Source organism: Pseudarthrobacter siccitolerans, assembly GCF_001046895.1.
Lineage (GTDB): Bacteria > Actinomycetota > Actinomycetes > Actinomycetales > Micrococcaceae > Arthrobacter > Arthrobacter siccitolerans.
Window position 1 is genome coordinate 64,076 of record NZ_CAQI01000036.1, and the last position, 23,034, is coordinate 87,109.

25 protein-coding genes are annotated in these 23,034 nt (G+C 65.6%); 13 read left to right on the plus strand and 12 right to left on the minus strand.

Annotated elements, in window-relative coordinates:
* The first annotated feature begins 23 nt into the window (after nucleotides 1–23).
* Nucleotides 24–1,310, plus strand: coding sequence for a citrate synthase (locus ARTSIC4J27_RS06710; protein WP_050054439.1), 1,287 nt, complete (start codon nucleotides 24–26; stop codon nucleotides 1,308–1,310).
* Between the two features lie 108 nt (nucleotides 1,311–1,418).
* On the opposite strand, the gene galE is transcribed toward ARTSIC4J27_RS06710, so the two are convergent.
* Nucleotides 1,419–2,444, minus strand: a complete 1,026-nt coding sequence (gene galE, locus ARTSIC4J27_RS06715) for a UDP-glucose 4-epimerase GalE (protein ID WP_050054440.1) — start codon at nucleotides 2,442–2,444, stop codon at nucleotides 1,419–1,421.
* Between the two features lie 129 nt (nucleotides 2,445–2,573).
* Between galE and ARTSIC4J27_RS06720 the strand changes: the two genes are divergently transcribed.
* Both ARTSIC4J27_RS06720 and ARTSIC4J27_RS06725 read left to right on the plus strand, forming a co-directional pair.
* A complete protein-coding gene (locus ARTSIC4J27_RS06720; protein ID WP_050054441.1) occupies nucleotides 2,574–3,182 on the plus strand; it encodes a TetR/AcrR family transcriptional regulator in 609 nt (202 codons plus the stop codon).
* A 99-nt stretch (nucleotides 3,183–3,281) separates the two neighbouring features.
* Complete coding sequence (locus ARTSIC4J27_RS06725; protein WP_050054442.1) at nucleotides 3,282–3,893, plus strand: hypothetical protein; 612 nt, start codon at nucleotides 3,282–3,284, stop codon at nucleotides 3,891–3,893.
* Between the two features lie 12 nt (nucleotides 3,894–3,905).
* On the opposite strand, the gene ARTSIC4J27_RS06730 is transcribed toward ARTSIC4J27_RS06725, so the two are convergent.
* Both ARTSIC4J27_RS06730 and dapD read right to left on the minus strand, forming a co-directional pair.
* Nucleotides 3,906–4,763 (minus strand): hypothetical protein, encoded by an 858-nt coding sequence (locus ARTSIC4J27_RS06730; RefSeq protein WP_050054443.1) that lies wholly within the window; start codon nucleotides 4,761–4,763, stop codon nucleotides 3,906–3,908.
* Between the two features lie 6 nt (nucleotides 4,764–4,769).
* Nucleotides 4,770–5,798, minus strand: a complete 1,029-nt coding sequence (gene dapD, locus ARTSIC4J27_RS06735) for a 2,3,4,5-tetrahydropyridine-2,6-dicarboxylate N-succinyltransferase (RefSeq protein ID WP_050054444.1) — start codon at nucleotides 5,796–5,798, stop codon at nucleotides 4,770–4,772.
* A 50-nt stretch (nucleotides 5,799–5,848) separates the two neighbouring features.
* On the opposite strand from dapD, the gene dapE reads away from it, so the two are divergent.
* Nucleotides 5,849–6,985, plus strand: coding sequence for a succinyl-diaminopimelate desuccinylase (gene dapE / locus ARTSIC4J27_RS06740; RefSeq protein WP_050054445.1), 1,137 nt, complete (start codon nucleotides 5,849–5,851; stop codon nucleotides 6,983–6,985).
* 104 nt (nucleotides 6,986–7,089) lie between these two features.
* Here dapE and ARTSIC4J27_RS06745 read toward each other — a convergent pair whose 3' ends face one another.
* The 4 genes from ARTSIC4J27_RS06745 to ARTSIC4J27_RS06760 form a co-directional block, all read right to left on the minus strand.
* A complete protein-coding gene (locus ARTSIC4J27_RS06745) occupies nucleotides 7,090–7,929 on the minus strand; it encodes an amino acid ABC transporter permease (protein WP_050054446.1) in 840 nt (279 codons plus the stop codon).
* Complete coding sequence (locus ARTSIC4J27_RS06750) at nucleotides 7,926–8,576, minus strand: amino acid ABC transporter permease (protein ID WP_050054447.1); 651 nt, start codon at nucleotides 8,574–8,576, stop codon at nucleotides 7,926–7,928. The genes ARTSIC4J27_RS06745 and ARTSIC4J27_RS06750 overlap by 4 nt, the downstream gene beginning before the upstream one ends.
* An 85-nt stretch (nucleotides 8,577–8,661) precedes the next feature.
* A complete protein-coding gene (locus ARTSIC4J27_RS06755; protein WP_050054448.1) occupies nucleotides 8,662–9,549 on the minus strand; it encodes a glutamate ABC transporter substrate-binding protein in 888 nt (295 codons plus the stop codon).
* Between the two features lie 70 nt (nucleotides 9,550–9,619).
* Nucleotides 9,620–10,375: an amino acid ABC transporter ATP-binding protein gene (locus ARTSIC4J27_RS06760; protein ID WP_050054449.1), complete on the minus strand. Its 756-nt coding sequence runs from the start codon at nucleotides 10,373–10,375 to the stop codon at nucleotides 9,620–9,622.
* Nucleotides 10,376–10,479: 104 nt separating this feature from the next.
* On the opposite strand from ARTSIC4J27_RS06760, the gene ARTSIC4J27_RS06765 reads away from it, so the two are divergent.
* The 4 genes from ARTSIC4J27_RS06765 to ARTSIC4J27_RS22080 all read left to right on the plus strand — a co-directional run bounded on the left by ARTSIC4J27_RS06765 (nucleotide 10,480) and on the right by ARTSIC4J27_RS22080 (nucleotide 13,379).
* Nucleotides 10,480–11,262, plus strand: a complete 783-nt coding sequence (locus ARTSIC4J27_RS06765) for an LOG family protein (protein WP_050054450.1) — start codon at nucleotides 10,480–10,482, stop codon at nucleotides 11,260–11,262.
* 31 nt (nucleotides 11,263–11,293) lie between these two features.
* A complete protein-coding gene (locus tag ARTSIC4J27_RS06770) occupies nucleotides 11,294–11,734 on the plus strand; it encodes a DivIVA domain-containing protein (protein WP_050054498.1) in 441 nt (146 codons plus the stop codon).
* Nucleotides 11,731–12,978: a hypothetical protein gene (locus tag ARTSIC4J27_RS06775; RefSeq protein ID WP_050054451.1), complete on the plus strand. Its 1,248-nt coding sequence runs from the start codon at nucleotides 11,731–11,733 to the stop codon at nucleotides 12,976–12,978. The genes ARTSIC4J27_RS06770 and ARTSIC4J27_RS06775 overlap by 4 nt, the downstream gene beginning before the upstream one ends.
* A gap of 233 nt (nucleotides 12,979–13,211) precedes the next feature.
* Entirely contained in the window at nucleotides 13,212–13,379 is a 168-nt protein-coding gene (locus tag ARTSIC4J27_RS22080) for a DUF3117 domain-containing protein (RefSeq protein ID WP_083435355.1), read from the plus strand.
* Between the two features lie 46 nt (nucleotides 13,380–13,425).
* On the opposite strand, the gene ARTSIC4J27_RS06780 is transcribed toward ARTSIC4J27_RS22080, so the two are convergent.
* Complete coding sequence (locus ARTSIC4J27_RS06780; protein ID WP_050054452.1) at nucleotides 13,426–14,058, minus strand: O-methyltransferase; 633 nt, start codon at nucleotides 14,056–14,058, stop codon at nucleotides 13,426–13,428.
* Nucleotides 14,059–14,288: 230 nt separating this feature from the next.
* Between ARTSIC4J27_RS06780 and sigE the strand changes: the two genes are divergently transcribed.
* The 3 genes from sigE to ARTSIC4J27_RS06795 all read left to right on the plus strand — a co-directional run bounded on the left by sigE (nucleotide 14,289) and on the right by ARTSIC4J27_RS06795 (nucleotide 16,257).
* Nucleotides 14,289–14,903 (plus strand): RNA polymerase sigma factor SigE, encoded by a 615-nt coding sequence (sigE, locus tag ARTSIC4J27_RS06785; protein WP_050054453.1) that lies wholly within the window; start codon nucleotides 14,289–14,291, stop codon nucleotides 14,901–14,903.
* A 7-nt stretch (nucleotides 14,904–14,910) separates the two neighbouring features.
* Entirely contained in the window at nucleotides 14,911–15,774 is an 864-nt protein-coding gene (locus ARTSIC4J27_RS06790) for an anti-sigma factor (protein ID WP_050054454.1), read from the plus strand.
* Nucleotides 15,775–15,843: 69 nt separating this feature from the next.
* Nucleotides 15,844–16,257, plus strand: coding sequence for a Sec-independent protein translocase family protein (locus ARTSIC4J27_RS06795; RefSeq protein ID WP_050054455.1), 414 nt, complete (start codon nucleotides 15,844–15,846; stop codon nucleotides 16,255–16,257).
* Between the two features lie 29 nt (nucleotides 16,258–16,286).
* Here the strand turns inward: ARTSIC4J27_RS06795 and ARTSIC4J27_RS06800 are convergent, their stop codons facing one another.
* The 3 genes from ARTSIC4J27_RS06800 to ARTSIC4J27_RS06810 are packed head-to-tail and all read right to left on the minus strand — an operon-like array spanning nucleotide 16,287 to nucleotide 19,392.
* Nucleotides 16,287–17,426: an Mrp/NBP35 family ATP-binding protein gene (locus ARTSIC4J27_RS06800; RefSeq protein WP_050054456.1), complete on the minus strand. Its 1,140-nt coding sequence runs from the start codon at nucleotides 17,424–17,426 to the stop codon at nucleotides 16,287–16,289.
* A complete protein-coding gene (locus ARTSIC4J27_RS06805; RefSeq protein ID WP_050054457.1) occupies nucleotides 17,427–18,125 on the minus strand; it encodes a DUF1003 domain-containing protein in 699 nt (232 codons plus the stop codon).
* On the minus strand, nucleotides 18,109–19,392 hold the full coding sequence (locus ARTSIC4J27_RS06810; RefSeq protein ID WP_050054458.1) for a magnesium transporter MgtE N-terminal domain-containing protein: 1,284 nt from the start codon (nucleotides 19,390–19,392) through the stop codon (nucleotides 18,109–18,111). Before ARTSIC4J27_RS06810 ends, ARTSIC4J27_RS06805 begins: the two co-directional genes overlap by 17 nt.
* A gap of 77 nt (nucleotides 19,393–19,469) precedes the next feature.
* Between ARTSIC4J27_RS06810 and ARTSIC4J27_RS06815 the strand changes: the two genes are divergently transcribed.
* A complete protein-coding gene (locus ARTSIC4J27_RS06815) occupies nucleotides 19,470–20,426 on the plus strand; it encodes a general stress protein (RefSeq protein WP_050054499.1) in 957 nt (318 codons plus the stop codon).
* Between the two features lie 84 nt (nucleotides 20,427–20,510).
* Here the strand turns inward: ARTSIC4J27_RS06815 and ARTSIC4J27_RS06820 are convergent, their stop codons facing one another.
* Nucleotides 20,511–22,091, minus strand: coding sequence for an aminopeptidase P family protein (locus ARTSIC4J27_RS06820; RefSeq protein WP_050054459.1), 1,581 nt, complete (start codon nucleotides 22,089–22,091; stop codon nucleotides 20,511–20,513).
* Nucleotides 22,092–22,171: 80 nt separating this feature from the next.
* On the opposite strand from ARTSIC4J27_RS06820, the gene ARTSIC4J27_RS06825 reads away from it, so the two are divergent.
* Nucleotides 22,172–23,020, plus strand: a complete 849-nt coding sequence (locus ARTSIC4J27_RS06825; protein WP_050054460.1) for a PHP domain-containing protein — start codon at nucleotides 22,172–22,174, stop codon at nucleotides 23,018–23,020.
* The last annotated feature ends 14 nt before the right edge of the window (nucleotides 23,021–23,034 follow it).

Sequence of the window (23,034 nt, forward strand, 5' to 3'; positions counted from 1 at the left end):
AGACGCCTCATGAAGGGGACTCCATGACTGAGACCAACAATGCTGCGACTCTGCTCCACTCAGGAGGCGAGCTCAAGCTGCCGCGCATCCAGGTTGTTGAAGGGAACGAAGGCTACGACGTTTCCAAACTGCTGAAGCAGACGGGCGCAGTCACCTTTGACCCCGGCTTCATGAACACAGCAGCCACAACTTCGGCTATCACCTACATCGACGGCGATGCTGGCATCCTGCGCTACCGCGGGTACCCCATCGAACAGCTGGCACAGCACTCCAGCTTCCTTGAGGTGTCCTACCTGCTGATCTACGGCAACCTGCCCACTCCAACGGAGCTGGAAGAATTCGACCAGAAGATCCGCCGGCACACCCTGCTGCACGAGGAGCTCAAGGGCTTCTTCGGCGGCTTCCCGCGGGACGCGCACCCCATGCCAGTCTTGTCCTCGGCCGTTTCGGCGCTGTCCACGTTCTACCAGGACTCGCTGGACCCGTTCAACGCCGAGCAGGTGGAAGTTTCCACCATCCGCCTCATGGCCAAGCTTCCGGTTATCGCGGCCTACGCTCACAAAAAGTCCATCGGCCAGCCCATGCTGTACCCGGACAACTCGAACAACCTCGTCGAGAACTTCCTTCGCCTCAGCTTCGGGCTTCCGGCTGAGCAGTACGAGGTGGACCCGATCGTGGCCAAGGCACTGGACCTGCTCCTGATCCTGCATGCGGACCACGAGCAGAACTGCTCCACCTCCACCGTGCGCCTCGTGGGCTCCTCTAACGCCAACCTCTTCGCCTCCGTCTCCGCAGGCATCAACGCCCTCTTCGGCCCGGCCCACGGCGGTGCCAACGAGGCTGTGCTGAAGATGCTCCGCCAGATCCAGGCCGAGGGCACCAAGCCCGAGGACTACATGGAGAAGGTCAAGAACAAGGAAGACGGCGTCCGCCTCATGGGCTTCGGCCACCGCGTCTACAAGAACTACGATCCGCGGGCCAAGATCGTCAAGGCTACCGCCCACGAGATCCTCAGCAAGCTCGGTGGCAACGACGAACTGATGGACATCGCCCTGCGCCTGGAAGAGAAGGCGCTCAACGATGATTACTTCATCCAGCGCAAGCTCTACCCGAACGTGGACTTCTACACCGGCCTCATCTACAAGGCCATGGGCTTCCCCGAGAAGATGTTCACCGTCCTCTTTGCCATCGGCCGCCTCCCGGGCTGGATTGCCCAGTGGCGCGAGATGATCAGCGACCCGAACACCAAGATCGGCCGCCCGCGCCAGCTCTACATCGGCGAGCCGGAGCGCGAATACCCCGCCCGCTGATCCCCACCGGTTCCCAAACCTCGCGGGGCCAGGCTCCCTCGCCGGTGTGGGCCGAGGCCATTACGACGACGGCCGCCCACCTCATTGAGGTGGGCGGCCGTTTCGTTGTTAATGGCCAGGCTGGGAGTTGTAGCCGTTCGGGTTGTTTTTTTGCCAGCGCCAGTGGTCTTCGCACATCTGGTCGATGGTTTTGGTGGTGGACCAACTCAGGTCGGCGAGGGCTGAGGTGGCGTCCGCCCAGAATGCGGGCAGGTCGCCGGCGCGGCGCGCGGTGATCTCGAAGGGGATGGGCTTGCCGACGGCCTTCTCGAAGCTGCGCAACACTTCCAGGACCGACGAACCGGTGCCGGAGCCGAGGTTCCAGCGGAACACCCCGGTGCGGTCCGTGATGTGGTTCAAGGCAGCGAGGTGGCCTTCGGCCAGGTCCACCACGTGGATGTAGTCGCGCAGGCAGGTTCCGTCCGGGGTGTCGTAGTCGCCACCGAAGACCATGAGCTTTTCGCGCCGGCCCACGGCGACCTGGGCGATGAAGGGGACGAGGTTGTTGGGGATACCCTGGGGGTCTTCGCCGATCCGGCCGGAGGGGTGGGCGCCGACAGGGTTGAAGTAGCGCAGCAGGGCGATGTGCCAGCGGGGATCGGCGGCGCCGAGGTCGGAGAGGATGTCCTCGATCTGTTCCTTGGTGCGGCCGTAGGGGTTGTTGGCGCCGATTTCCATCTTCTCGACGTACGGGATGGGATTGTGTTCGCCGTAGACCGTGGCGGAGGAGCTGAACACGATGGAGCGGACGTTATGCCGGTCCATGACGCGGATCAGGTTCAGGGTGCCCACGAGGTTGTTGTAGTAGTAGTTCAATGGTTCACGGACGGACTCGCCCACGGCCTTGAGCCCGGCGAAGTGGATCACGGCGTCAACGTCGTTCTCGGCGAAGACCTTCTCGACGGCGGCCTCGTCCACGAGGTCCACGTGGTGGAACTGCGCTGTTTTGCCGGTGAGCTCTGCGACCCGGCGGAGGGACTCCTCGCTGGAGTTGACCAGGTTGTCGATGACCAGCACGTCATGGCCGGCTTCCTGCAGGGACAAAACAGTGTGGGAACCGATGTAACCGGTGCCCCCTGTAACCAGAATTTTCATGCTCCCAACGCTATCCCAACTGTTGCCGGTCCCGCCGGTACATGCCACAGTGCGGCCAGGATGACGGTGCTTTACGGGCCAACCGGCGCGCACGGCTGCGTTTGGGCACAGGCGTGCTAAATAGGAGGAGTGCCTAAAATCGTCCATGCCGCAGCCCGGCGACAGGAAGTAGTTGAAGCAGTATGGCGCATCATCGCCGTCGACGGGTTGGAAAGGGCATCGCTGCGGGAAGTGGCAGACGAAGCCGGGCTCGCCGTCGGCTCGGTGAGGCACTACTTTGCAGGGAGCGAGGAACTGCTGGCCTTCTCCTTCGCCACCGTCATTGACAGCATCGTGGGCAGGCTGGAGAAAGCGCTGCCAGGGTTGCAGGACCACCCGCCCGCAAGTGCCGGGGGACGCACCGCCGTTTTAACACTGCTGGGCGAACTCCTGCCGCTGGACGAACAACGGGCGGTTGAGGCCTGCGTCTGGATGGCCTTCCGCAATGCTGCCAGGATCAGGCCGGTCCTTGCCGCCGAGGCCGACCGCAGCCACCGCGAAGTGGCCGCGGTCATGGGTCAGGTGATCACCGCTTTGGTTCCCGGCCACGAATCGGAGGATGCGCTGGTGGTGGAGGCGGAGAGGCTTCTGGCCACCCTGGACGGGCTGTGCATGCACGCCCTGTTGCAGCCGGGATGGATGACCGCCCGGATGTGCACGGATGTCCTGGAGCGGCACCTCGACGGGTTGGCACGCTGAATTTCATTAACGTCGGCAACGCGGGGGAATAGACTGATAGCCGGGGGCGCAACACCGGATCACCAGACCCGGCAGGAGCGCGCCAGGGAAGGACCTCGGATGCAGCAAAAGACCGGTTCCGGGTGGCAGATCACCACCGACACGTCCGGACCGATGATGATCGCCCTGTATATCCGCGACGCCGCCGGACTGGACGGGGCGGGGCACCCCGCACTGTCCCACGCAGCTCCCAAGATCCGTCACGCCGACCATTCCCACCTGACCGCCGATGTTGGCGGCCTGGGCGTGCTCAAGACCGAATGGGAGGCGTGGTGGGAACAGCTGCTGAAGGCACACCCGCAGACATCGCCGGAACTTTCCCCGCCCGAGTTCGAGGCCTTTGGCAATTCGCCCGCACTGCAGCGGGTGCTTCAGGCCCACTTTGGCTCGGCTCTCACCTGGGCCCGGGAACGCAGGAGCGAGTACGCCGAGCTCGAAGCTGAACGGGCCGCCAACGGTGCGGACCAGCTCCTGGAAGACATGGTGGATGACCGGCTGATGGAGGTGGGCCGCAACGCCCGCGACTTCAAGCTGACCATCATCGAACTGCCGTTGAATGAGCAGCGGGCCTGGTACCTCGAGCCGGACAAGATCATTATGAGCCACCAGCTGATGGGCCAGCCGGAGCTGTTCCGCAGCTACGTCCAGCCTGTCGTGGAAATCCTGGTCTAGGAGGAAAGGGCCTCAGGCCCCGGTGCCGGCCGCTGATACCGTGATCCGCACCTGGCCGTCCGGGGCCGCCGATTCGTGCCAGCCGTCCCGGTCGTCGCGGTTCCAGGTCCGCCCGGCCACTTCCACCCGTGTGACATCGAGGATCTTGGCGTTGGCTACAGCCCATTGCGCCACGGACCAGGCCTGGCTCCCGTCGGTTTCCACCACCAGTGTCTGCCCTTCCACGGCAGAAACCGGGAGGCCATAAGCCTGGGCAAGCTGGTCCGAAACAGCGGCGGGGTCGCCGGCGTCACCTGCCGAGCGGAGGGTGCACTGAATGGCTTCGGGCGTCTCGCCGGTCAGCCCGGAAGCAAAAAAGCGTCCCATCTGCTCGTGCTGGGCGTAGGCGGTGGGAAATGCTGAACGCTGGACCCGCTGCGCAGCGTCGGTGATCTCCATCGACTCGTAGCCGGGGATCTTGACCAGCGCGTCGTAAAAGGCGTTGGTGGCGTAGAAGGGGTCCATGATCTGCTCTTCGGTTCCCCAGCCCTGGGAGGGGCGCTGCTGGAACAGTCCCCTCGAGTCCGGCCCGGCCTGGTCCCCGTGGTCGATGTTGCGGAGCTTGGACTCCTGCATGGCGGTGGCCAAGGCTATGGTCGCGGCCCTGGGCGGGAGCCCGCGCTGGACCGCCACGGCGGTGATCAGGGAAGCGTAGACGGCCTGGTCCGGAGCCAGTTCAGCCGTCCTGCCATTAACGACGGCGGTGCAGCGCTCGGAAACGAGGGTTTCCGAGCGCTGCACAAAAAACACCGCCGCATAGACGCCGCCGGCCACGAGTGCGAGCGTGAGCAGCAGCACCAGTAGGCGGCGCAGGCCGCGTCGTCGTGCCATGCAGGATCAGTTGGCGTGCAGGGCGTCGTTCAGTTCCACGGTCTGGCCGGCGCGGGGGAGTACCTCCACGGCGCCTGTGGTGGAGTTCCTGCGGAACAGCAGGTTGGGGACACCCGAGAGTTCGGCGGCCTTGACGATCTTGGTGGTGTCCTCGCCCACCTCGTCGTTGGGGCCCGGTACGCGCACACGGGTTCCCGCCGTGACGTAGAGGCCTGCCTCCACCACGGAATCGTCGCCGATGCTGATGCCCACGCCGGAGTTGGCGCCGAGCAGGACCCGCTCGCCGATGGTGATCTTTTCCTTGCCTCCGCCGGAGAGGGTGCCCATGATCGAGGCGCCGCCGCCCACGTCGCTGCCGTCACCGGTCACCACACCGGCGGAAATCCGGCCTTCAACCATGGAGGTGCCCAGGGTTCCGGCGTTGAAGTTCACGAAGCCCTCATGCATCACGGTGGTGCCTTCGGCAAGGTGCGCACCCAGGCGGACCCGGTCGGCGTCGGCAATCCTCACACCGGTGGGCACAACGTAGTCCACCATGCGCGGGAACTTGTCGATGCCGTAGACAGTCACGGCGCCGCGGCGGCGCAGCCGGGCGCGGGTCAGTTCGAAGCCTTCTACGGCGGCGGGGCCGAAGTTGGTCCAGACGACGTTGGGCAGCTTGCCGAAAATACCGTCCAGGTTGATGGTGTTCGGGCGGACCAGGCGGTGCGAGAGCAGGTGCAGGCGCAGGTAGGCGTCAGCCGTATCGGCGGGGGCCTCATCGAGGTTGATCTGGACAAAGACCACCTTCTGCTCGGTGCCGCGGTCCTCGTCCGTGCCGGCTTCGGCGATCCGGGTGAGTGTCTCGTCCGCGTTTTCCACTGCCCGCAGGTGTTCGGCAGCGATGCCCAGTGAGGGTGCGGGGAACCAGACGTCGAGCACGGCGGCATCACCATTGGCGACGGCAATGGTGGCCACGCCAAAGCCATAGGCGGAACGTTCTTCAGTGGGGGCAGTCCGGGTTTCGGGCACAGCGGAGGAAGCAGTCTCAGTCATTGCCCCAGTCTATCGACGGGCGGGGACCTGCTCCGAACTAGACTGGCTTCGTGACTGCCGAAACCGCTCCGGAATCTTCCACCCTTCCCCTTGACCTCCGCCAGGACGTCGCGCTCCTGACCGCCGCGATCATGGACATCAACAGTGTGTCCGGCAACGAAACGGAACTGGCCGACGCCGTCGAAGCGGCCCTGCGCACCATCCCGGAACTGAACATCGTGCGGGATGGCGACGCCATCATTGCCCGCACCGAGCTCGGCAATCCCGAGCGCGTCATCCTTGCGGGACACCTGGACACGGTCCCGCTGCCCCTGGCCGAGGGATCCCTGGGTACTGTTCCGTCCAGCTGGGAGTCCGGTGTTCCCGGGGAGGGCGTCCTGTACGGCCGCGGCGCCACCGACATGAAGGGCGGCGTCGCCGTGCAGCTCGCACTGGCAGGCACCATGTTCGACGGCGGGACCGCGCCAAAGCGCGACGTCACCTTTGTGTTCTATGACCATGAGGAGGTGGAAGCCGTCAAGAGCGGCCTGGGCCGGCTGGTCCGGAACCACGGCGGCCTGCTCGACGGCGACTTCGCCATCCTCCTCGAACCCACAGACGGCACGGTGGAGGGCGGGTGCAACGGCACCAGCAGGTTCGAAGCGACAACAGTGGGGGAGGCCGCCCACTCCGCCCGCGCCTGGATGGGCAGCAACGCCATTCACGCCGCGGCGCCGATCCTGGCCCGGCTGGCTGCGTACCAACCGCTGACCGTCAATGTGGACGGCCTCGATTACCGTGAGAGCCTGAACGCGGTCCGGATCAACGGCGGCACCGCCGGCAACGTTATTCCGGACCGCTGCGTGGTGGAGATCAACTACCGGTTTGCTCCGGACAAAACGCCGGACCAGGCCGAAGCGGTGGTGCGGGAACTCCTTGACGGTTTTGACGTTGTCCGCACTGATGCCGCGGCGGGCGCCCGTCCCGGGCTCCAGCACCCGGCCGCCGCCTCCTTTGTTGCCGCCGTGGGAGCCGAGCCCAAGCCCAAATACGGCTGGACCGACGTCGCGCGTTTCAGTGAGCTGGGAATCCCGGCGGTGAACTTCGGGCCGGGCGACGCTCTGCTGGCGCACAAAGACAACGAGCACGTGCACGCCGATGCCATCCGGAAGTGCCTGCAGGCCCTGCAGGACTGGCTGGCAGGCTGACTTCCGAGGCCTCCGAACGTCGGGAAGCCCACCGCCTTAAATAGCAATGGCCCGGACCGCTGCACCCCAAGGGGGCGCGGTCCGGGCCATTGCTGTTTGACCGGTCAGGGCACCGGGGCTTCGGCTTTCTCGGGTTCGGCCTTGGCCACCCCGCCGGCTGCCTTCTTTGAACCCCTGCGCTCGATCCAGACCGCGATCCTGGAGACGATGATGTTGATCGCGATGTAGATCGCCGCGGCCACGAAGAAGATGGGGAACAGGAACTGGGTTCCCAGGAAGTCCGCCATCACCTGCACCGCGCGCAGGAGCTCGCCGTACGCCACGATGTAGCCCAGGGAGGTGTCCTTGAGGAGCACCACCATCTGCGCCACCAGCGAGGGCATCATGCGCCGGATGGCCTGCGGCAGTTCGATCAGCATCCGGGACTTGAAACTGGTCAGGCCGATGGCCAGGCCCGCTTCGCGCTGCCCCTTGGGCAGCGACTGGATGCCGGCCCGGATGATCTCCGCGAACACTGCCGAGTTGTAGAGCACCAGGCCGGTCACGACGGCGATGAACGGCGAGGTGCCGAAGCCCAGCAGGACGAACAGCATCATCAGGACCACGGGCATGCCGCGGAGGAATTCCAGCACCACCCGCGTGGGGATGCGGATGAACGCCACATCCGAGATGCGCAGCAGGCAGAGCGCCAGTCCCAGCGGGAAGGCGATGACCGCGGCCAGCGCGGCGGCGCTGAGCGTGGCGCCCAGGCCGTTGCCCAGCAGCGTCCAGACGTCGCCGCGGGTGAAGATCTGCCACCGGCGGCCCTCAAAAATTCCCTGTTGGGCGAAGGTCATGATGATCCAGGCGAGCAGGCCCAGGATCAGCAGCGAACCGACAATTGAACCAATAAGGGAGATCCGGCGGGCCTTGGGGCCGGGAACGTCATAAAGTACCGAGCTCATCGGGCAATCGCCACCTTTCGTTCCACCGTACTGGCCAGGATGCCCAGGGGAACGGTGAGGAGCAGATAGAAGAAGGCAACGCCGAGCAGGACGGGGATGACGGCGTCACCGTTGGCGTTGGCCAGCTGCCGGCCGTAGCCGAACAGTTCAAGGACAAAGAAGGCGCCGGCCACGGAGGAGTTCTTCACCAGGGCGATGAGGATATTGATCAGCGGCGGGATCACCGTCCGCAGTGCCTGCGGAAGGATAATGAGGTTCAGGACCTGCCCGAAGTTCATGCCTATACTCCGGGCAGCCTCGGCCTGGCCAACGGGGACGCTGTTGACACCTGAGCGGACAGCTTCGGCGATGAACGCTGCGGTGTAAGTGCTGAGGGCGATGATGGCGGCTATTTCGAACTGCTCGAATTTCACTCCCAGCCGGGGGAGGACAATGGCTGCGAAGAAGAAGGCGATGGTCAGCGGAGTGTTGCGGAGAACTTCCACATAAACGGTGCTGAAGCCGCGGAGCGCTGCTACCGGGGAAACCCTGGCTGCCGCGAGCAGGGTGCCGAGCACCAGTGCGATGACGCCGGAGACTGCGGAGAGGAAAAGCGTGCGGAGAAAACCGTTCCAGTACAAGGGCAGGTTTTCAAGAATGACGTCCATTGGATCCTTTGGCTGTGGGCGTGGACGGGTTGGAAGGCCGTCGTTGCCGGGGCGTCGAAGCCGCCCCGGCAACCACTGGCGTTACTTAGTAACGGTCGATCTCGGGCAGCTCAGGGGCAGTCTTGATGACTGAACCTGCAGTTGCTTCCCAGGCCTTCTTGTAGGAACCGTCCTCCTCGAACGCCTCCAGCTGGTCGTTGATCCAGTTGCGGAACTCGGTGTCGTCCTTCTTCAGGCCGATGCCGTAGGGCTCCTTGGTGAAGGTTTCGTCCGAGGCGAGCTTGAAGGCGTCCGGTTCCTTGTCCACGAAGCCGGCGAGGATCACGTTGTCCGTGGTGACAGCTTCAACCTGCTTGTTGCGCAGCGGTTCCAGGCAGGCGGAGTACGTGGCGGCAGGCACGAGCTCCGCGCCGTACTTGTCCACGATGGTTGCAGCCGGGGTGGAACCGGTGACGGAGCAGACCTTCTTGCCCTTGACGTCCTCGGGCTTCTTGATGGCGTCGTTGTCCTTGTTCACCATCAGCGCCTGGCCGGCCTCGTAGTACGGTCCGGCGAAGCTGACCACCTGCTTGCGCTTGTCGTTGATGGTGTACGTGGCGATCACCAGGTCAACCTTGCCCTGCTCAATGAACGGTTCGCGGTTGGCGGAAACAGTCTCGGACCATTCGATCTTGTCAGCGGAGATGCCCAGCTTGGCGGCGATCAGCTTGCCGATTTCAACGTCGAAACCGACAGGCTTGCCGTCCAGGCCAACCTGGCCGAAGAGCGGCTGGTCGTACTTGGTGCCGATCTTGATAGTGCCAGCGGAAGCGAGCTTTTCCATGGTGGTGCCGGCCGCGAACGTGGGCTTTTCAGCAACGGTGGGATCGCTGGTGGTACCGGTGCCGCCGCCGCCGCAGGCGCTCAGGGACAATGCGAGGGCAGCGGTAGCCGCCACGAAGAATGACTTCCGCCGGGTCAAAAATGCCTTCATGACATTCCTTTCATTGGTGGCCGTGGGTCACGGCCTGGGTGCGAACTGGGAGTGTTTGTTCGGAGGTGCTTCAGTGGGTGAGGAGCTTGGAGAGGAAATCCTTGGCACGGTCGCTCTTGGGGTTGGTGAAGAACTCTTCGGGCGTGGCGTCCTCCACGATCTGGCCGTCCGCCATAAAGACCACGCGGTCCGCAGCCTTCCGGGCGAAGCCCATCTCGTGGGTGACCACGATCATGGTCATGCCCTCCTTGGCTAGCTGGACCATCACGTCCAGGACCTCGTTGATCATTTCGGGGTCCAGCGCCGAGGTGGGTTCGTCGAACAGCATGACCTTAGGCTTCATCGCCAAGGCGCGGGCAATGGCGACGCGCTGCTGCTGGCCGCCGGAGAGCTGGGCGGGCAGCTTCGGAGCCTGGTGCCCGACGCCCACGCGTTCGAGCAGCGCCATGGCGTCCTTGTCCGCGGTTGCCTTCGCGACACCCTTGACCTTGATGGGGCCCAGGGTGACGTTTTCGAGGATGGTTTTGTGCGCGAAGAGATTGAACGACTGGAAGACCATTCCGACGTCGGCACGGAGCTGCGCGAGTTCCTTGCCTTCCTCGGGAAGAACCTTTCCGTCGATGCTGATAGTGCCGCCTTCAATGGTTTCAAGACGGTTGATGGCGCGGCACAGGGTGGACTTACCGGAACCCGAAGGCCCGATGACCACAACAACCTCGCCCTTTCGGACCTGCAGATTGATGTCCTTCAAAACGTGCAGCTGGCCGTAATGCTTATTTACGGCGTTCAGGGAGACGAGGGCATCGCCGGGCACATGAGTAGTCATAGGAAGAATCTAGCGAACAACGGCAGGTTATGACGGGAATCACCCCAGGTTCCTGCGGATCGTGATTCAAGAGATACCTCGCACCGGCAGGTTAGCCTAGGGGAATGAGCATCAGTGCAGATCCGGCCAAAAACACCCAGCCGCGCCGAAAGGGGCCCCTTGAGCTTCGCCGTAAACAGGCGGCCGTGGAAATGTCTGACCAGCATCTGCTTGATACGAAAGGCCCCGGCCAGTTTGTCCACACGGATCCGTGGCGGGTCATGAGGATCCAAAGCGAGTTCGTGGAGGGTTTCGGGGCGCTTGCGGACCTGGGCCCGGCCGTGAGTGTTTTCGGTTCCGCACGGACAAAGCCGGGCAGCCACTATTACGAGATGGGTGTGGAGGTGGGCCGGAAGCTGGCCGAAGCGGGGGTTGCCGTCATCACCGGAGGCGGACCCGGTTCCATGGAAGCGGCTAACCGCGGCACCGTGGAAGGCAACGGCGTGTCCGTAGGGCTGGGCATCGAGCTGCCGTTTGAGCAGGGCCTGAACCAGTGGGTGGACCTGGGCATCAACTTCAGGTATTTCTTCGCACGCAAGACCATGTTCGTAAAGTACGCCCAGGGATTCATCGTCCTGCCGGGCGGCCTCGGCACGCTGGACGAGCTTTTTGAAGCCATGGTCCTGGTGCAGACCCGCAAAGTGACCTCGTTCCCCATTGTGCTGCTCGGAGTGGACTTCTGGGGTCCCATGATCGATTGGATCAAGGGGACGCTGGTGGCCGAGGGCATGGTTTCCGCCAAGGACCTGGACCTGATCCAGGTGGTGGATGACCCGGCTGAAGCAGTGAACCGGGTGCTGGGCGTGGGCATCACCCCTTCCCTGAACGGCGAGCAGCGCCCGGAGTAGCCACAGGCGCCGGGTCTGGCACGATGGGATGGTGAGTTTTTTCTTCGTCTTCCTTGCCGTGCTGCTGATCGGCGCCGTCCTGTGGGCAAGCGTTGGGGCCCGCCCCGGTAAAGGGGCCGGCCGTCCTTTGCCCGCCCTGCTGGATGCCGGCGTGGAGGAGCCCCCGGCGAACCTGCCGCCGGTCCTGCTGCCCGCCAACGCTGCACCGCAGGACGTGGACAGCGTCCGCTTTGCGCTGGGCCTGCGGGGTTACCGGATGGACCAGGTGGACCAGGTACTTGATGAGCTGCGGGACCAGCTGGCGGAGAGCCGGCAAGAGGTGGAGACGCTGAAGGCCCGGCTGGCAGTGCTCGAACAGCACGCCCGCGAGCCCGGAACAGCTGAGAACAGTACGGATGAGCCCGGAACAGCTGAGAACAGTACGGATGAGCAGCGCGCGGAGAAACCGGTCACGGTGGAGGGGCAGGCTTGAGTACTGCCACCCGCCGGGGAACAGGATTCGCGGCCTCGATCCATGCATCGGCGCTGCGCTACAGCACGGCTGTCCGGGCCTGGCCCTGGTGGCTGCAGGTCTCTGCCATCTATGTGATCGCGAGGCTGGTCAGCGCCGGCATCTTTATGGCCGCGGCCCTGCACCAGGGACCCAACCCGTGGTTTCCCCCAAAGCCTGACTACTGGAACTTCATCAACATCTGGGATGCGCGGTGGTACGCGAGGGTGATCCAGGGCGGCTATCCCACTACCCTTCCGGTGGATGCCGCCGGCAACGTGCAGGAGAATACCTGGGCGTTTTATCCCTTGTTTCCGTCCCTGGCAGGCGGACTGAGCAGCCTCACCGGGTGGCCTCCCGCCGCGTCGTTGACCATCATCGCAATGTTGTCCGGCCTGGCCGCCGCCCTGGTGGTGTACGCGTTGTTCCGGGAGAAGGCTGCCCACGGAACCGCGCTGTGGGGGGTGGCGTTCTTCGCCACGTTCCCCGTGTCCGCGGTGCTCCAGGTGCCTTATGGCGAGCCGCTGTCATTGCTGCTGCTCGCGGCGGCGCTGCTGCTTGTGATCCGCCGGCAGTACTTGTGGGCCATGCCGGTGGTGGTGCTGCTGTGCCTTTCGCGGCCGGTGGGCGTTCCCTTCGCCGCCACGCTCGGTTTCCTGCTGATTTTCCGCCTGGTGCAGCGCCTGCGCCGGAGTGGGCTGGAATCACATTCGACGCCGGACCTCGTGGCACTCACCGCGCTGACGGCAGTGGCTGGCGCGTCCGCGCTGGCTTGGCCTGCCGCCGCTTGGGCGGCCACGGGGGATATCGAGGCCTACACCAAGACCGAAACCGTCTGGCGGGGCGAGGATTTGGTGCCCTTCAAGCCCTGGTTCGATACGGGCGCGGACCTCTTCGGCCCGGTGCTGGGCATGCTGGCGCCGTTCGTTTTTGTGGCACTGTTCGCGGCGATGCTGTACCTGCCGGCGGTGGTCCGTCTCGGCGTCGAACTTCGCCTGTGGTGCGCCTGCTACATGGGGTACCTGGTTATGTTCCTCCACCCGCAGACCAGTACCTTCCGGATGCTGCTGCCGCTTTTCCCGCTGGCGCTCGGGGCCGCGCTGCTGTCCCGGTCCAAGGCTTACCGGGGCACGGTGGTGGTGATGTTCCTGCTCCTGCAGATCGTCTGGATCGTCTGGCTGTGGGCGTGGGCGCAGCTTCCCGGCGGGGGCGATTATCCGCCGTAGGAATTTGGACTTTCCTGCAGGTCAGGGTGCAAATTGCGCCCCGCCGAAAATGTCCATCGATTAGCTACGCGCGGGTAATTCCGGGATAATGATAGGTAAGCAAGGACAATAAGCATTCAGAATACGCGCGGCCCTGGCGGTGTCCATCCACTCCGTCATGGCAGCTTGATCTACATGCGGACACAGCCCGCCCGGGCTGATCAGTCCTGGGACTAAATGGAGGGGAATTCCTCATGGCGGCTATGAAACCACGCACCGGCGACGGCCCAATGGAAGTCACCAAGGAGGGCCGCAGCCTGATCATGCGCGTCCCGCTCGAAGGCGGCGGGCGTCTGGTGGTCGAACTGAATGCTGCCGAAGCGGCCAACCTTCGGGAATGCCTGGTCGGCGTCACTGAATAATCGTGCGGGACAGGGTCCGCAGCTCGAAAAGGCTGCGGATCCTGTCTTATTTTTTGACCGCCACCAGCAGGCCGTCGCCGGTGGGAAGCATGGCTGAAGCCAGCCGCTCGTCGTCGCGGATGCTCTTGCCCACCTGGCGCAGGACCACCGTGGTGGCCTCGCGGCCGGCGGGATTGGCTACCTTGTCCTTGTCCAGGGCGTCGTTGATGACCAGCAGCCCTGCGGGCTTCAGGAGCCGGACGGCCTGCTCCACGTAGCCGGGAAGTCCGGGCTTGTCCGCATCAATAAAAACAAGGTCGTAGGCGCCGTCTGTGAGCCGCGGCAGGACGTCGCCGGCGCGGCCGGAGATGGTGCGGGTCCGGTTGGCCGGGCTGCCTGCCTCGGAGAAAGCTTCGCGGGCGGCTTTAAGGTGTTCAACGTCCACATCGATGGTGGTGAGGACCGCCTGCGGACCGAGGCCCCGCAGCAGGCAGACGCCCGACACCCCGGCTCCGGTTCCGATCTCGACGGCGGTCTGGGCCTTGGAGGCCGCTGCCAGTACGGTGAGGACGGCTCCCACACCTGGCCCGATGGGGGTTACGCCGAGTTCGAAGGAGCGCTCCCGGGCCCGAAGCATGACCTCATCCTCAGCGGGCAGATCTTCTGCATAGGACCAGCTGATGGACTTGTCGGCGCTCATGGATATTCGCTTTCTGGGCGGCAGGGGGGAGTATCCTCTACAGCCTACTGTGTCCGGTGCCGGCAACCGGGAAGGCGGGCTGTTGCGCCTACGGCTGAAGTTTTCCGACAGTCAGGAAATTCCCAGCGAAGTTTGAAATGATTATTATCCGCTCATCCATAGGGTGGTCGGCGCCGAATCAGAGATGTCAACAGTATCCGGGCGTTAGCATTCCACGAGGGGAGTGGACGATGTCATCATCAGTTGTGGCACCTGTCCCTGCAGTACATCATGCCGAGGCCGAGTGGGTCCGTCCCACTTGGGAAGAAGTGGTGACCAACCACTCCGCGAAGGTGTACCGGCTGGCCTACCGCCTGACCGGCAACAAGTTCGACGCCGAAGACCTCACCCAGGAGGTGTTCGTCCGCGTCTTCCGGTCGCTGGAAAACTTCAAGCCCGGAACGCTGGACGGCTGGCTGCACCGCATCACCACCAACCTCTTCCTGGACCAGGCGCGCCGGAAAACCCGTATCCGCTTTGACGCCCTTGCCGAGGATGCCGAGTCGAGGATCCCCGGGCGCGAACCCGGCCCGGAACAGAGCTTTGAACTGAACAACCTCGACCTTGACGTCCAAGCGGCGCTTGAGGAACTGCCGCCGGACTTCCGTGCCGCCGTGGTTCTGTGCGACCTTGAAGGATTGTCCTACGACGAAGTGGCCGAGGCGCTGGGCGTCAAACTCGGTACGGTCCGCTCGCGGATCCACCGCGGCCGGACCATGCTCCGCGAGAAACTGGCCCACCGCGACCCGCGCCCGCAGCAGTCCCGGCCCAAGCTGTCGCTGCCGCGCATCGCCGGGATCCTCTGAACGGCGCATGAGGGCCCAGTTTCCGCTCGGCCGCGGGCATCAGCGCACGGCCAGCCATCTTGCATCATGCCGCGACTGCGCCACCGCCCTGCGCCGGGAGCGCCAGTACCTGGAGCGGCTGCGGGAGGCCCCCATCCCGCCGGCCAGCGATGACCTGACCGCCCGCCTCCTGGCCAGGACCCAGGAGCTTGCGGCCCGTCCACCGCTCCCCGCTCCCCACCGGCAGGCCCCCCGGGCAGCGGTCCGCATCCTGGCGATGTCCGCCGGCGGCACCGTTGCAGCGGCAAGTGTCCTCGCCGCCGGTGCGTTCGCCGTAGCCGGCGACCCAGCCCAGGCGGACGCCTCTGCACCGGCTGCCAGCCTTGCCCAGGTTTCCGCGCAGACACCGGCCGACGGCAGGACACTGAGCGCCGAGCGGCTGTCCGCGCTGCGGACCGATGGCTGGGTATGCCCGGAACTTGAAGCAATGGGGTTCCACGTGGAGTCTGCCAAGGCCATACTGCTCGACGGCGGGCCCGCCGTCGAGCTGAAGCTGTCCGACGGGACGTATTACGCCACCATCACAGAACGCCATACTGCCGGGCCGGAAGCGGACCTCGAAGTTGATCGGGGCGGAGAGCGGCTGCAGGTCCTCGCGGCCTCGCCCTGGTCGGCCACCTACCGCGCGCCGGGCCGGACTTTCACCTACGAGTCCAACCTGCCCGCAGACCGGGCGGACGATGCCATGCCCATTCTCGAGCGCCTCAGCGAGCACGCTGCGGAAGGGGTTTCCGCCGAAGCCGTGGAGGAGCCGCCGGCGCAGGGCGGGGAGCCGGTGGGTACCCGGCTGCAGCGCGGACTGAACAAGATCGTGGCCCTTTTTTTCCCGTAATGCAGGCAGTTTCCGCCGCCAACGGACGGGAATCGTCACTGGCAGCCCGGAGAGGGTAATCTTCCTAAAGTGTTTGGAATCAACGGCCCGGAGTTCTTTCTTCTGCTGATCATTGGCGTCCTCGTGATCGGTCCCCAGCGGCTGCCCGAATACACGCAGAAACTGGCTAACCTGGTCAAGGAAGTCCGCCGGATGGCCTCCGGTGCGCGCGAACAGATCAAGGAAGAAGTGGGGATCGACATCGACGATGTCGACTGGAAGAAGTACGATCCCCGCCAGTACGATCCCCGGCGCATCATCAAGGAAGCGCTGCTCGACGACGACACCAAGCCCGTCAGCGCCGGTGCGCCTGCAGCCGTGGCTGCTGTCGCCGGCGCGGCTGCCGTCGCCGCCACGGATACTGCTGCTCCGCAGCGGCCCGCGCGGGTGGTGCAGTCGCTCCCGCCGGGCGAGGCCGCGCCATACGACACGGAAGCCACGTAGGCCTCGAGTCCACAAACTGGAAGGCAGGGTCAGCGCGGCTGCAGCCCCAGCTTCATTCCCGCCAAACCCCGCGGCCTGCTGGCGAGCCGGCCGGCAATCCCTGAAAGCGCCTCGGCAGCGGGCGTGCCTGCCTGGCCCAGGACGATCGGCATTCCGGTATCGCCGCCCTCCCGCAGCTTGATATCGAGCGGAATCTGCCCGAGCAGCGGAACGTCTTCGCCCACTGTCGCCGTAAGCCTCTCCGCAAGCACCGTCCCGCCGCCGCTTCCGAACAAATCCATCCGGCCGCCGTCGGGCATGTCCAGGTACGACATGTTCTCGATGACACCGGCAACTTTCTGACCCGTCTGCGTGGCGATGGCTCCGGCCCGTTCGGCGACGTCCGCCGCGGCTGCCTGCGGCGTGGTGACCACCAGGATCTCGGCCTTGGGCAGCAGCTGGGCGACGGAGATGGCGATGTCGCCGGTGCCGGGCGGCAGGTCCAGGAACAGGGCGTCCAGGTCGCCGAAGTACACGTCGGTCAGGAACTGCTCCAGGGCGCGGTGCAGCATGGGCCCGCGCCAGGCCACCGGCTGGTTGCCGCTGACGAACATCCCGATGGAGATGACCTTCACCCCGTAGGCGACGGGCGGAAGGATCATGTCGTCCACCCGGGTGGGGGCCTGGGTGATCCCCATCAGCGCCGGAACCGAGAAACCATACACGTCTGCGTCAACGATGCCTACCCGCAGCCCCTGCGCCGCCAGGGCGCAGGCCAGGTTGACGGTCACGGAGGACTTTCCTACGCCGCCCTTGCCGCTGGCCACGGCGTAGACCTTAGTCAGCGAGTCCGGCTGGTTGAACGGAATGCCGCGCTGGCCTCCGGCGCCGCGGAGCAGCTCCTTGAGGGCGTCGCGCTGATCCTGGCTCATCACCTTCAGGGCAACGTCGACGGCGGTCACTCCGGGGACTGCCAGCAGCGCCTTGGTGGCGTCCGCGGTGATGGTGTCCCGCAGGGGGCAGCCGGCGATGGTGAGCAGGACCGCGAGGGTGACCCGGCCGTCGTCGGACATCTCCACGGACTCCACCATGCCCAGTTCAGTGATGGGGCGGCGCAGTTCAGGATCGATGACGGTAGCCAGGGCGGCGTTGACCGCCTCACGGGAGGGGCTGGCGGGAGATGCGCTCAATTAACGTTCCTGGGTTGAATGGCCGGGCTTGACCCGGGGAATCTGCTGGGTGCGCGGGTTCCTCTGCCGGTCGCGCTGCTCCTTGAGTTTTTCCCTGACCTTGTCCCGCGGTGACTCGTGCTGCGCCTGGCCGGTTGAATCATGGGTGCGGAGCTCTTCCTGGGCTTCCAGCATGTCTTCCAGGAGGGAACGCAGTTCCGCGCGGACGTAGTCCCGGGTTGCCACCTCGCGCAGGGCAATGCGCAGCGACGCCAGCTCCCGCGTCAGGTACTCGGTATCGGACAGGTTGCGTTCAGCGCGCTGGCGGTCCTGCTGCAGCGAGACACGGTCGCGGTCGTCCTGGCGGTTTTGCGCGAGCAGCAGCAACGGCGCCGCGTAGGACGCCTGCAGGGACAGCATCAGGGTCAGCAGGGTGAAGCCGAGGTCGCGTGAGTCGAACTGCCATTCCAGCGGAGCCCAGGTGTTCCAGGCAAGCCAGATCACAACAAACACCGTCATATAGACCAGAAACTGCGGCGTACCCATAAACCGGGCAAAGCCTTCAGTGGCGTGGCCAAACGCGTCCGGGTCCGGGGAGAACTTGGGCAGGATCCGCTGGCGGCCGCTCAACGGCGTATCGAGGCTGCCCATGGACGCCGCCTTGGAGGAGGGACGCTGGGCCGGGTTCTTGGGAGCGCCGTTGTCAGCCAATACGGCCACCGAGCCTTCTTATCGGGGCTTCGCCGTCATGGGCGCGCCAGTCATCAGGCAACAGATGATCCAGAACGTCATCGACAGTCACCGCCCCCACAAGCCGGCCGGCGTCGTTGACCACCGGAAGGGAGTTCAGGTTGTAGGTGGCCAGGGTCCGGGCCACTTCGCTGATGTGGGCCTGGTCGGACAGCGGCTCCAGGTTCTTGTCCACCAGGTTGCCCAGCGACTCGAACGGCGGGAAGCGGAGGAGCTGCTGGATGTGGACCACACCCAGGAACCGGCCGGTGGGCGTCTCCAGCGGCGGCCGGGCGATAAAGATCGAGGAGGCCAGGGCGGGGGAGAGTTCCTCGCGCCGTACGTGCGCCAGGGCCTCGGCAACCGTGGCTTCGGGCGGCAGGATTACCGGCACGGGCGTCATCAGGCCGCCGGCGGTGTCCTCGTCATATTCCAGGAGGCGGCGGACGTCCTCTGCGCCCTCGGGCTCCATCAGCTGGAGCAGCTCTTCGGCCTGGGCCGAGGGGAGCTCGCCAAGGAGGTCGGCGGCGTCGTCGGGGTCCATCTCCTCCAGCACGTCCGCGGCACGCTGGACGTCCAGGGCGGAGAGGATCTCCACCTGGTCATCTTCGGGAAGTTCCTGCAGGACGTCGGCCAGCCGTTCGTCCTGGAGCTCGCTGGCCACCTCGAAACGCCGTTTGTCGCTCATCTCCTGGAGCGCTTCGGCGAAGTCGGCGGGCTTGAGGTCCTCGTGGTTGGCCACGAACTGCGTGGCGGCCTGCGGCTCGGTGCGGGGGCCCTGGAGGGCGTCCGACCAGTCGATGATCAGGGTTTCGTTGCGGCGCAGCCGGCTCAGCGGCGAGAGGGAATGGCCCCGCCGGACAAAAAGCTTGCTGACGAACCAGTCGTGGGAACGGGTCTGGTCCATCGCGATGTCCTCGATGGTGGCGTCGCCGCTGCCGTCCCGGAGCGTGACGCGGCGGTCGAACATTTCGGCCACCACCAGCGTTTCGGCGCCGCGCTGTTCGAAGCGGCGCAGGTTGACCAGGCCGGTGCAGATGATCTGCGTCTGGTCGATGGAGGTAATCCGGGTCATGGGCACGAAGACGCGTTTCTTCCCCGGCACTTCCACCACGATGCCCACCACGTGCGGGGCTCCCTGGGTGCCGCGGGAGAGCACAACAACATCGCGCAGCCGGCCCAGCCGGTCGCCCAGGGGGTCGAAGACGTCGAGTCCCAGCAGGCGCGCCACGAAGACGCGGGTAGGTGTTGTGCTCACTCCTACAGGCTACCGAGTCTGCTCTCTTTTAGCTGAATTTACAGGCAGCACACATGCTGATGGGCAAGAATGGGACTATGGCAAACATTTTTGGTGCTCCGAAGGCCGGCGGGCCCAACGGCATGGACGAAGCCAGGGCCGTTCCCACCGGCGACACCGTCGGCTCCTACACCTCGTACCTCGACGCCCAGAAGGCGGTGGACTACCTCGCGGACCAGCAGTTCCCCGTGCAGATGGTCTCCATTGTGGGCAACGAACTGAAGATGGTGGAGCGGGTTACGGGGCGCCTGAGCTACCCGCGGGTGGCACTGTCCGGCGCGCTGAGCGGTATGTGGTTTGGCCTGTTCGTCGGCGTGATGCTCTCCTTCTTCGCACCGTCGCCGGGATACTTCTCCATCCTGACGTCCGTGCTGATGGGCGCTGCCTTCTTTATGCTCTTTGGCATCGTCACCTATGCCATGCAGCGGGGAAAGCGGGACTTCACCTCCACCAGCCAGGTGGTCGCCACCAGCTATGACGTCGTCGTTTCGCCCGAGGCCGCGCACGAGGCCCGACGGCTCCTGCAGCAGCTGCCCATGACGCGCTCGGACGCTGCCGCCGGCAGCGGGCCCTACACGCAGCGGGATTACCACAACCAGCCCTACCAGCAGCCGGGCCAGGGCCCTGCCCGCCCCAATGGCTGGAATGATCCGTACGGCCAGTCTCCGGCCAGTTCCGCGCCGGAGAACGCGGCTTACGGTGCGCCCGCCGTACAGCAGCACGACGGCGGCGCGGAGCCGGCTTCCCCGGCACCTACGAAGGCGGTCCGCTACCCCGACCTGCCCGACGGCAGGCCCCAGTACGGCATCCGGCTTCCGCAGAACGGTCCCGACGAACAGGCTCAGGCCGCACCGCAGCAGCCTGACGGCCAGCGGCTGCACGGCCAGCACCTCGCGGGCCAGCCCGACGGCGGGCAGCCCGCAGGCCAGCGGCCCGTCGATGAGCAGCGGCCGCCCGTGGATGACCAACGCCCGTCGGGCGATCCGCGGCAGTAGCCGTTCCCGCAGCGACAAAGCGGGCCGCCGGATGATCTCCGGCGGCCCGCTTTTGTTTTCTGCTGCTCCTGGTGTTGCCCGTTCCTAGTGTGCCGGATCGGCTTCGCGGTAGATGCCGGCCATCCAGTTCTCCACGTCCTCGACCTTGCGCGGCAGGGCAGCGCTGAGGTTGACCGGGCCCTCGGCCGTCATCAGGATGTCGTCCTCAATCCGCACACCGATGCCGCGGTACTCCGCGGGGATGGCGAGGTCCTCTTCCTTGAAGTACAGGCCGGGTTCAATGGTGAACACCATGCCCTCGGTGAGGACGCCGTCCAGGTAGAGCTCCCGCCTGGCCTGAGCGCAGTCGTGGACGTCCAGGCCGAGGTGGTGGCTGGTGCCGTGCGGCATCCAGCGGCGGTGCTGCTGGCCCTCCGGGCTGATGGCCTCCTCCACGCTGACGGGCAGCAGGCCCCACTCCGCGAGGCGCTCTGCAAGCACGGTGGTGGCGGCCGTGTGGATGTCGCGGAACCGGGTTCCAGGCCGTGCGGCGGCGAACCCGGCGTCAGCGGCGTCCAGGACTGCTTCATAGACTTTGCGCTGGATATCGCTGAAAACGCCGGTGGCAGGCAGGGTGCGGGTGATGTCGGCGGTGTACAGGGAGTCGGCTTCCACGCCGGCGTCCACCAGAATCAGCTCGCCGGCATTGATCCTGCCGGTGTTGCGGGTCCAGTGCAGGACGGTGGCGTTGTTGCCGGCGGCGGCGATGGTGTCGTAGCCCAGTTCGTTGCCGATTTCGCGGGCACGGGCGAAGAAGGCACCCTCTACTACCCTTTCGCCGCGGTGGTGCGTGAGCGCGCGGGGAAGCGCCTTCACCACCTCTTCGAAACCTTCCACGGTGGCGGCCACGGCGAGTTCCATCTGCTCGATTTCCCAGGCGTCCTTGATGAGGCGCAGTTCGGACAGGGCTTCGCTGAGCTTTTCGTCCAGGGCATCAAGGACGCCGAGGTCCAGGTTGTCCGGGTCCTTGGCGGTGTTGTACCGGGCGGTGTCCACCAGGGCGTCGATGTTCTCGTCCACCTTGCGGACCAGGCGGATGGAGATCCCGCCGATCTCGGGGGCGCCCACATCCTTGGTGATGGCGTTCTCGAGCTGGTCGATGTGGGCCGTGGGCAGGCCCAGGCGGGCCTCGAATTCGGCCAGCGTGGGCCGTGCCCCGATCCAGAACTCGCCGGACCTCGAATCCGCATAGAACTGTTCGGTGTCACGCCCGGCCAAGGGGCGGAAGTAGAGCGTGGCACGGTGGTTCGCGCCGTCGTCGCCCTTTCCTTCCTCAACGGGCTCGAGGATCAGGACGGCGTCCGGCTCATGGTCAAGGCCAAGGCCGGTGAGGTGCGCGAAGCCGGAGTGGGGGCGGAAGCGGTAGTCGCAGTCGTTGGAGCGGACCTTCAAGGGACCTGCCGGGATGACCAGGCGTTCGCCTTTGAACTGCCCGGAGATGGCCTTGCGCCGGGTCGCGGCGTAGCCGGCCACGGCGTCGAGCGCCGGCAGTTCCTGGCTGGACGGCGCCCAGTTGCTGGCCATAAAGGCTTTGAAAGCGTCGGAACTGGGCCGCTGGGAGCGGTTGTTGACGCGCTCGTCCAGGGGCTGGGAAGCAGAATCGGGGGTGTTATCGGCATCGTTCACGGCACCATCGTCTCACCAGCATGAAGGCTTGTGCGAATACCTGCATGAACACGGGAGCCGGCGTCAACTAGGCTGGACAGGTGAGGATTGACCTGCATGCCCACTCCAATGTTTCCGACGGCACGGAAAAACCGGCCGACGTGATGGCATCCGCTGCCCGCGCCGGACTGGACGTGGTGGCGCTGACCGACCACGATTCCACCGCCGGCTGGGCAGAGGCGTCAGCTGCTGCCGTGCAGCACGGTGTTGCCTTGGTGCCCGGCATGGAAGTGTCCTGCCGGACGGAGCAGGGGATCAGCGTGCATCTCCTGAGCTACCTGCATGATCCCGAACACGCCGGGCTGCTGGAGGAAATCACCAAGGCCAAGGATGCCCGGCTGACCCGTGCCGAGCGGATGGTCACCCTGCTCGCCGAGGACTACCCGCTCACGTGGGATGACGTCATCCACCACGTGGCACCGGGCGCCACCCTGGGCCGTCCGCACATCGCCGACGCCTTGGTGGCCGCCGGCGTGGTGGAGGACCGCTCGGAGGCGTTCGCCTCCATCCTCACCTCCCGGTCCCGGTACTTCATCCAGCATTACGCGCCGGACCCTGCCACCGCCGTCGAACTGGTCCGCGCCGCCGGCGGGGTCCCCGTGTTCGCCCACCCGGTGGCCTCGTCGCGGGGCCGGATTGTGGGCGAGCGTGTGTACCAGGAGATGATCGACGCCGGGCTGGCCGGCCTGGAGATCAACCACCGCGACAACCCGGAGGAAGGCCGCGGGTTCCTCCGCCGGCTCGCCGCCAAGCATGACCTCCTTATCACCGGCTCCTCGGACTACCACGGGACGGGCAAACCGAACCTGCTCGGCGAGAACGTCACCGCCCCTGAAGTCCTGGCCCGGATCGAGGAACTCGGAACCGGAACCGCCGTCGTCCGTCCCTGACCCGCCCCTCCCAG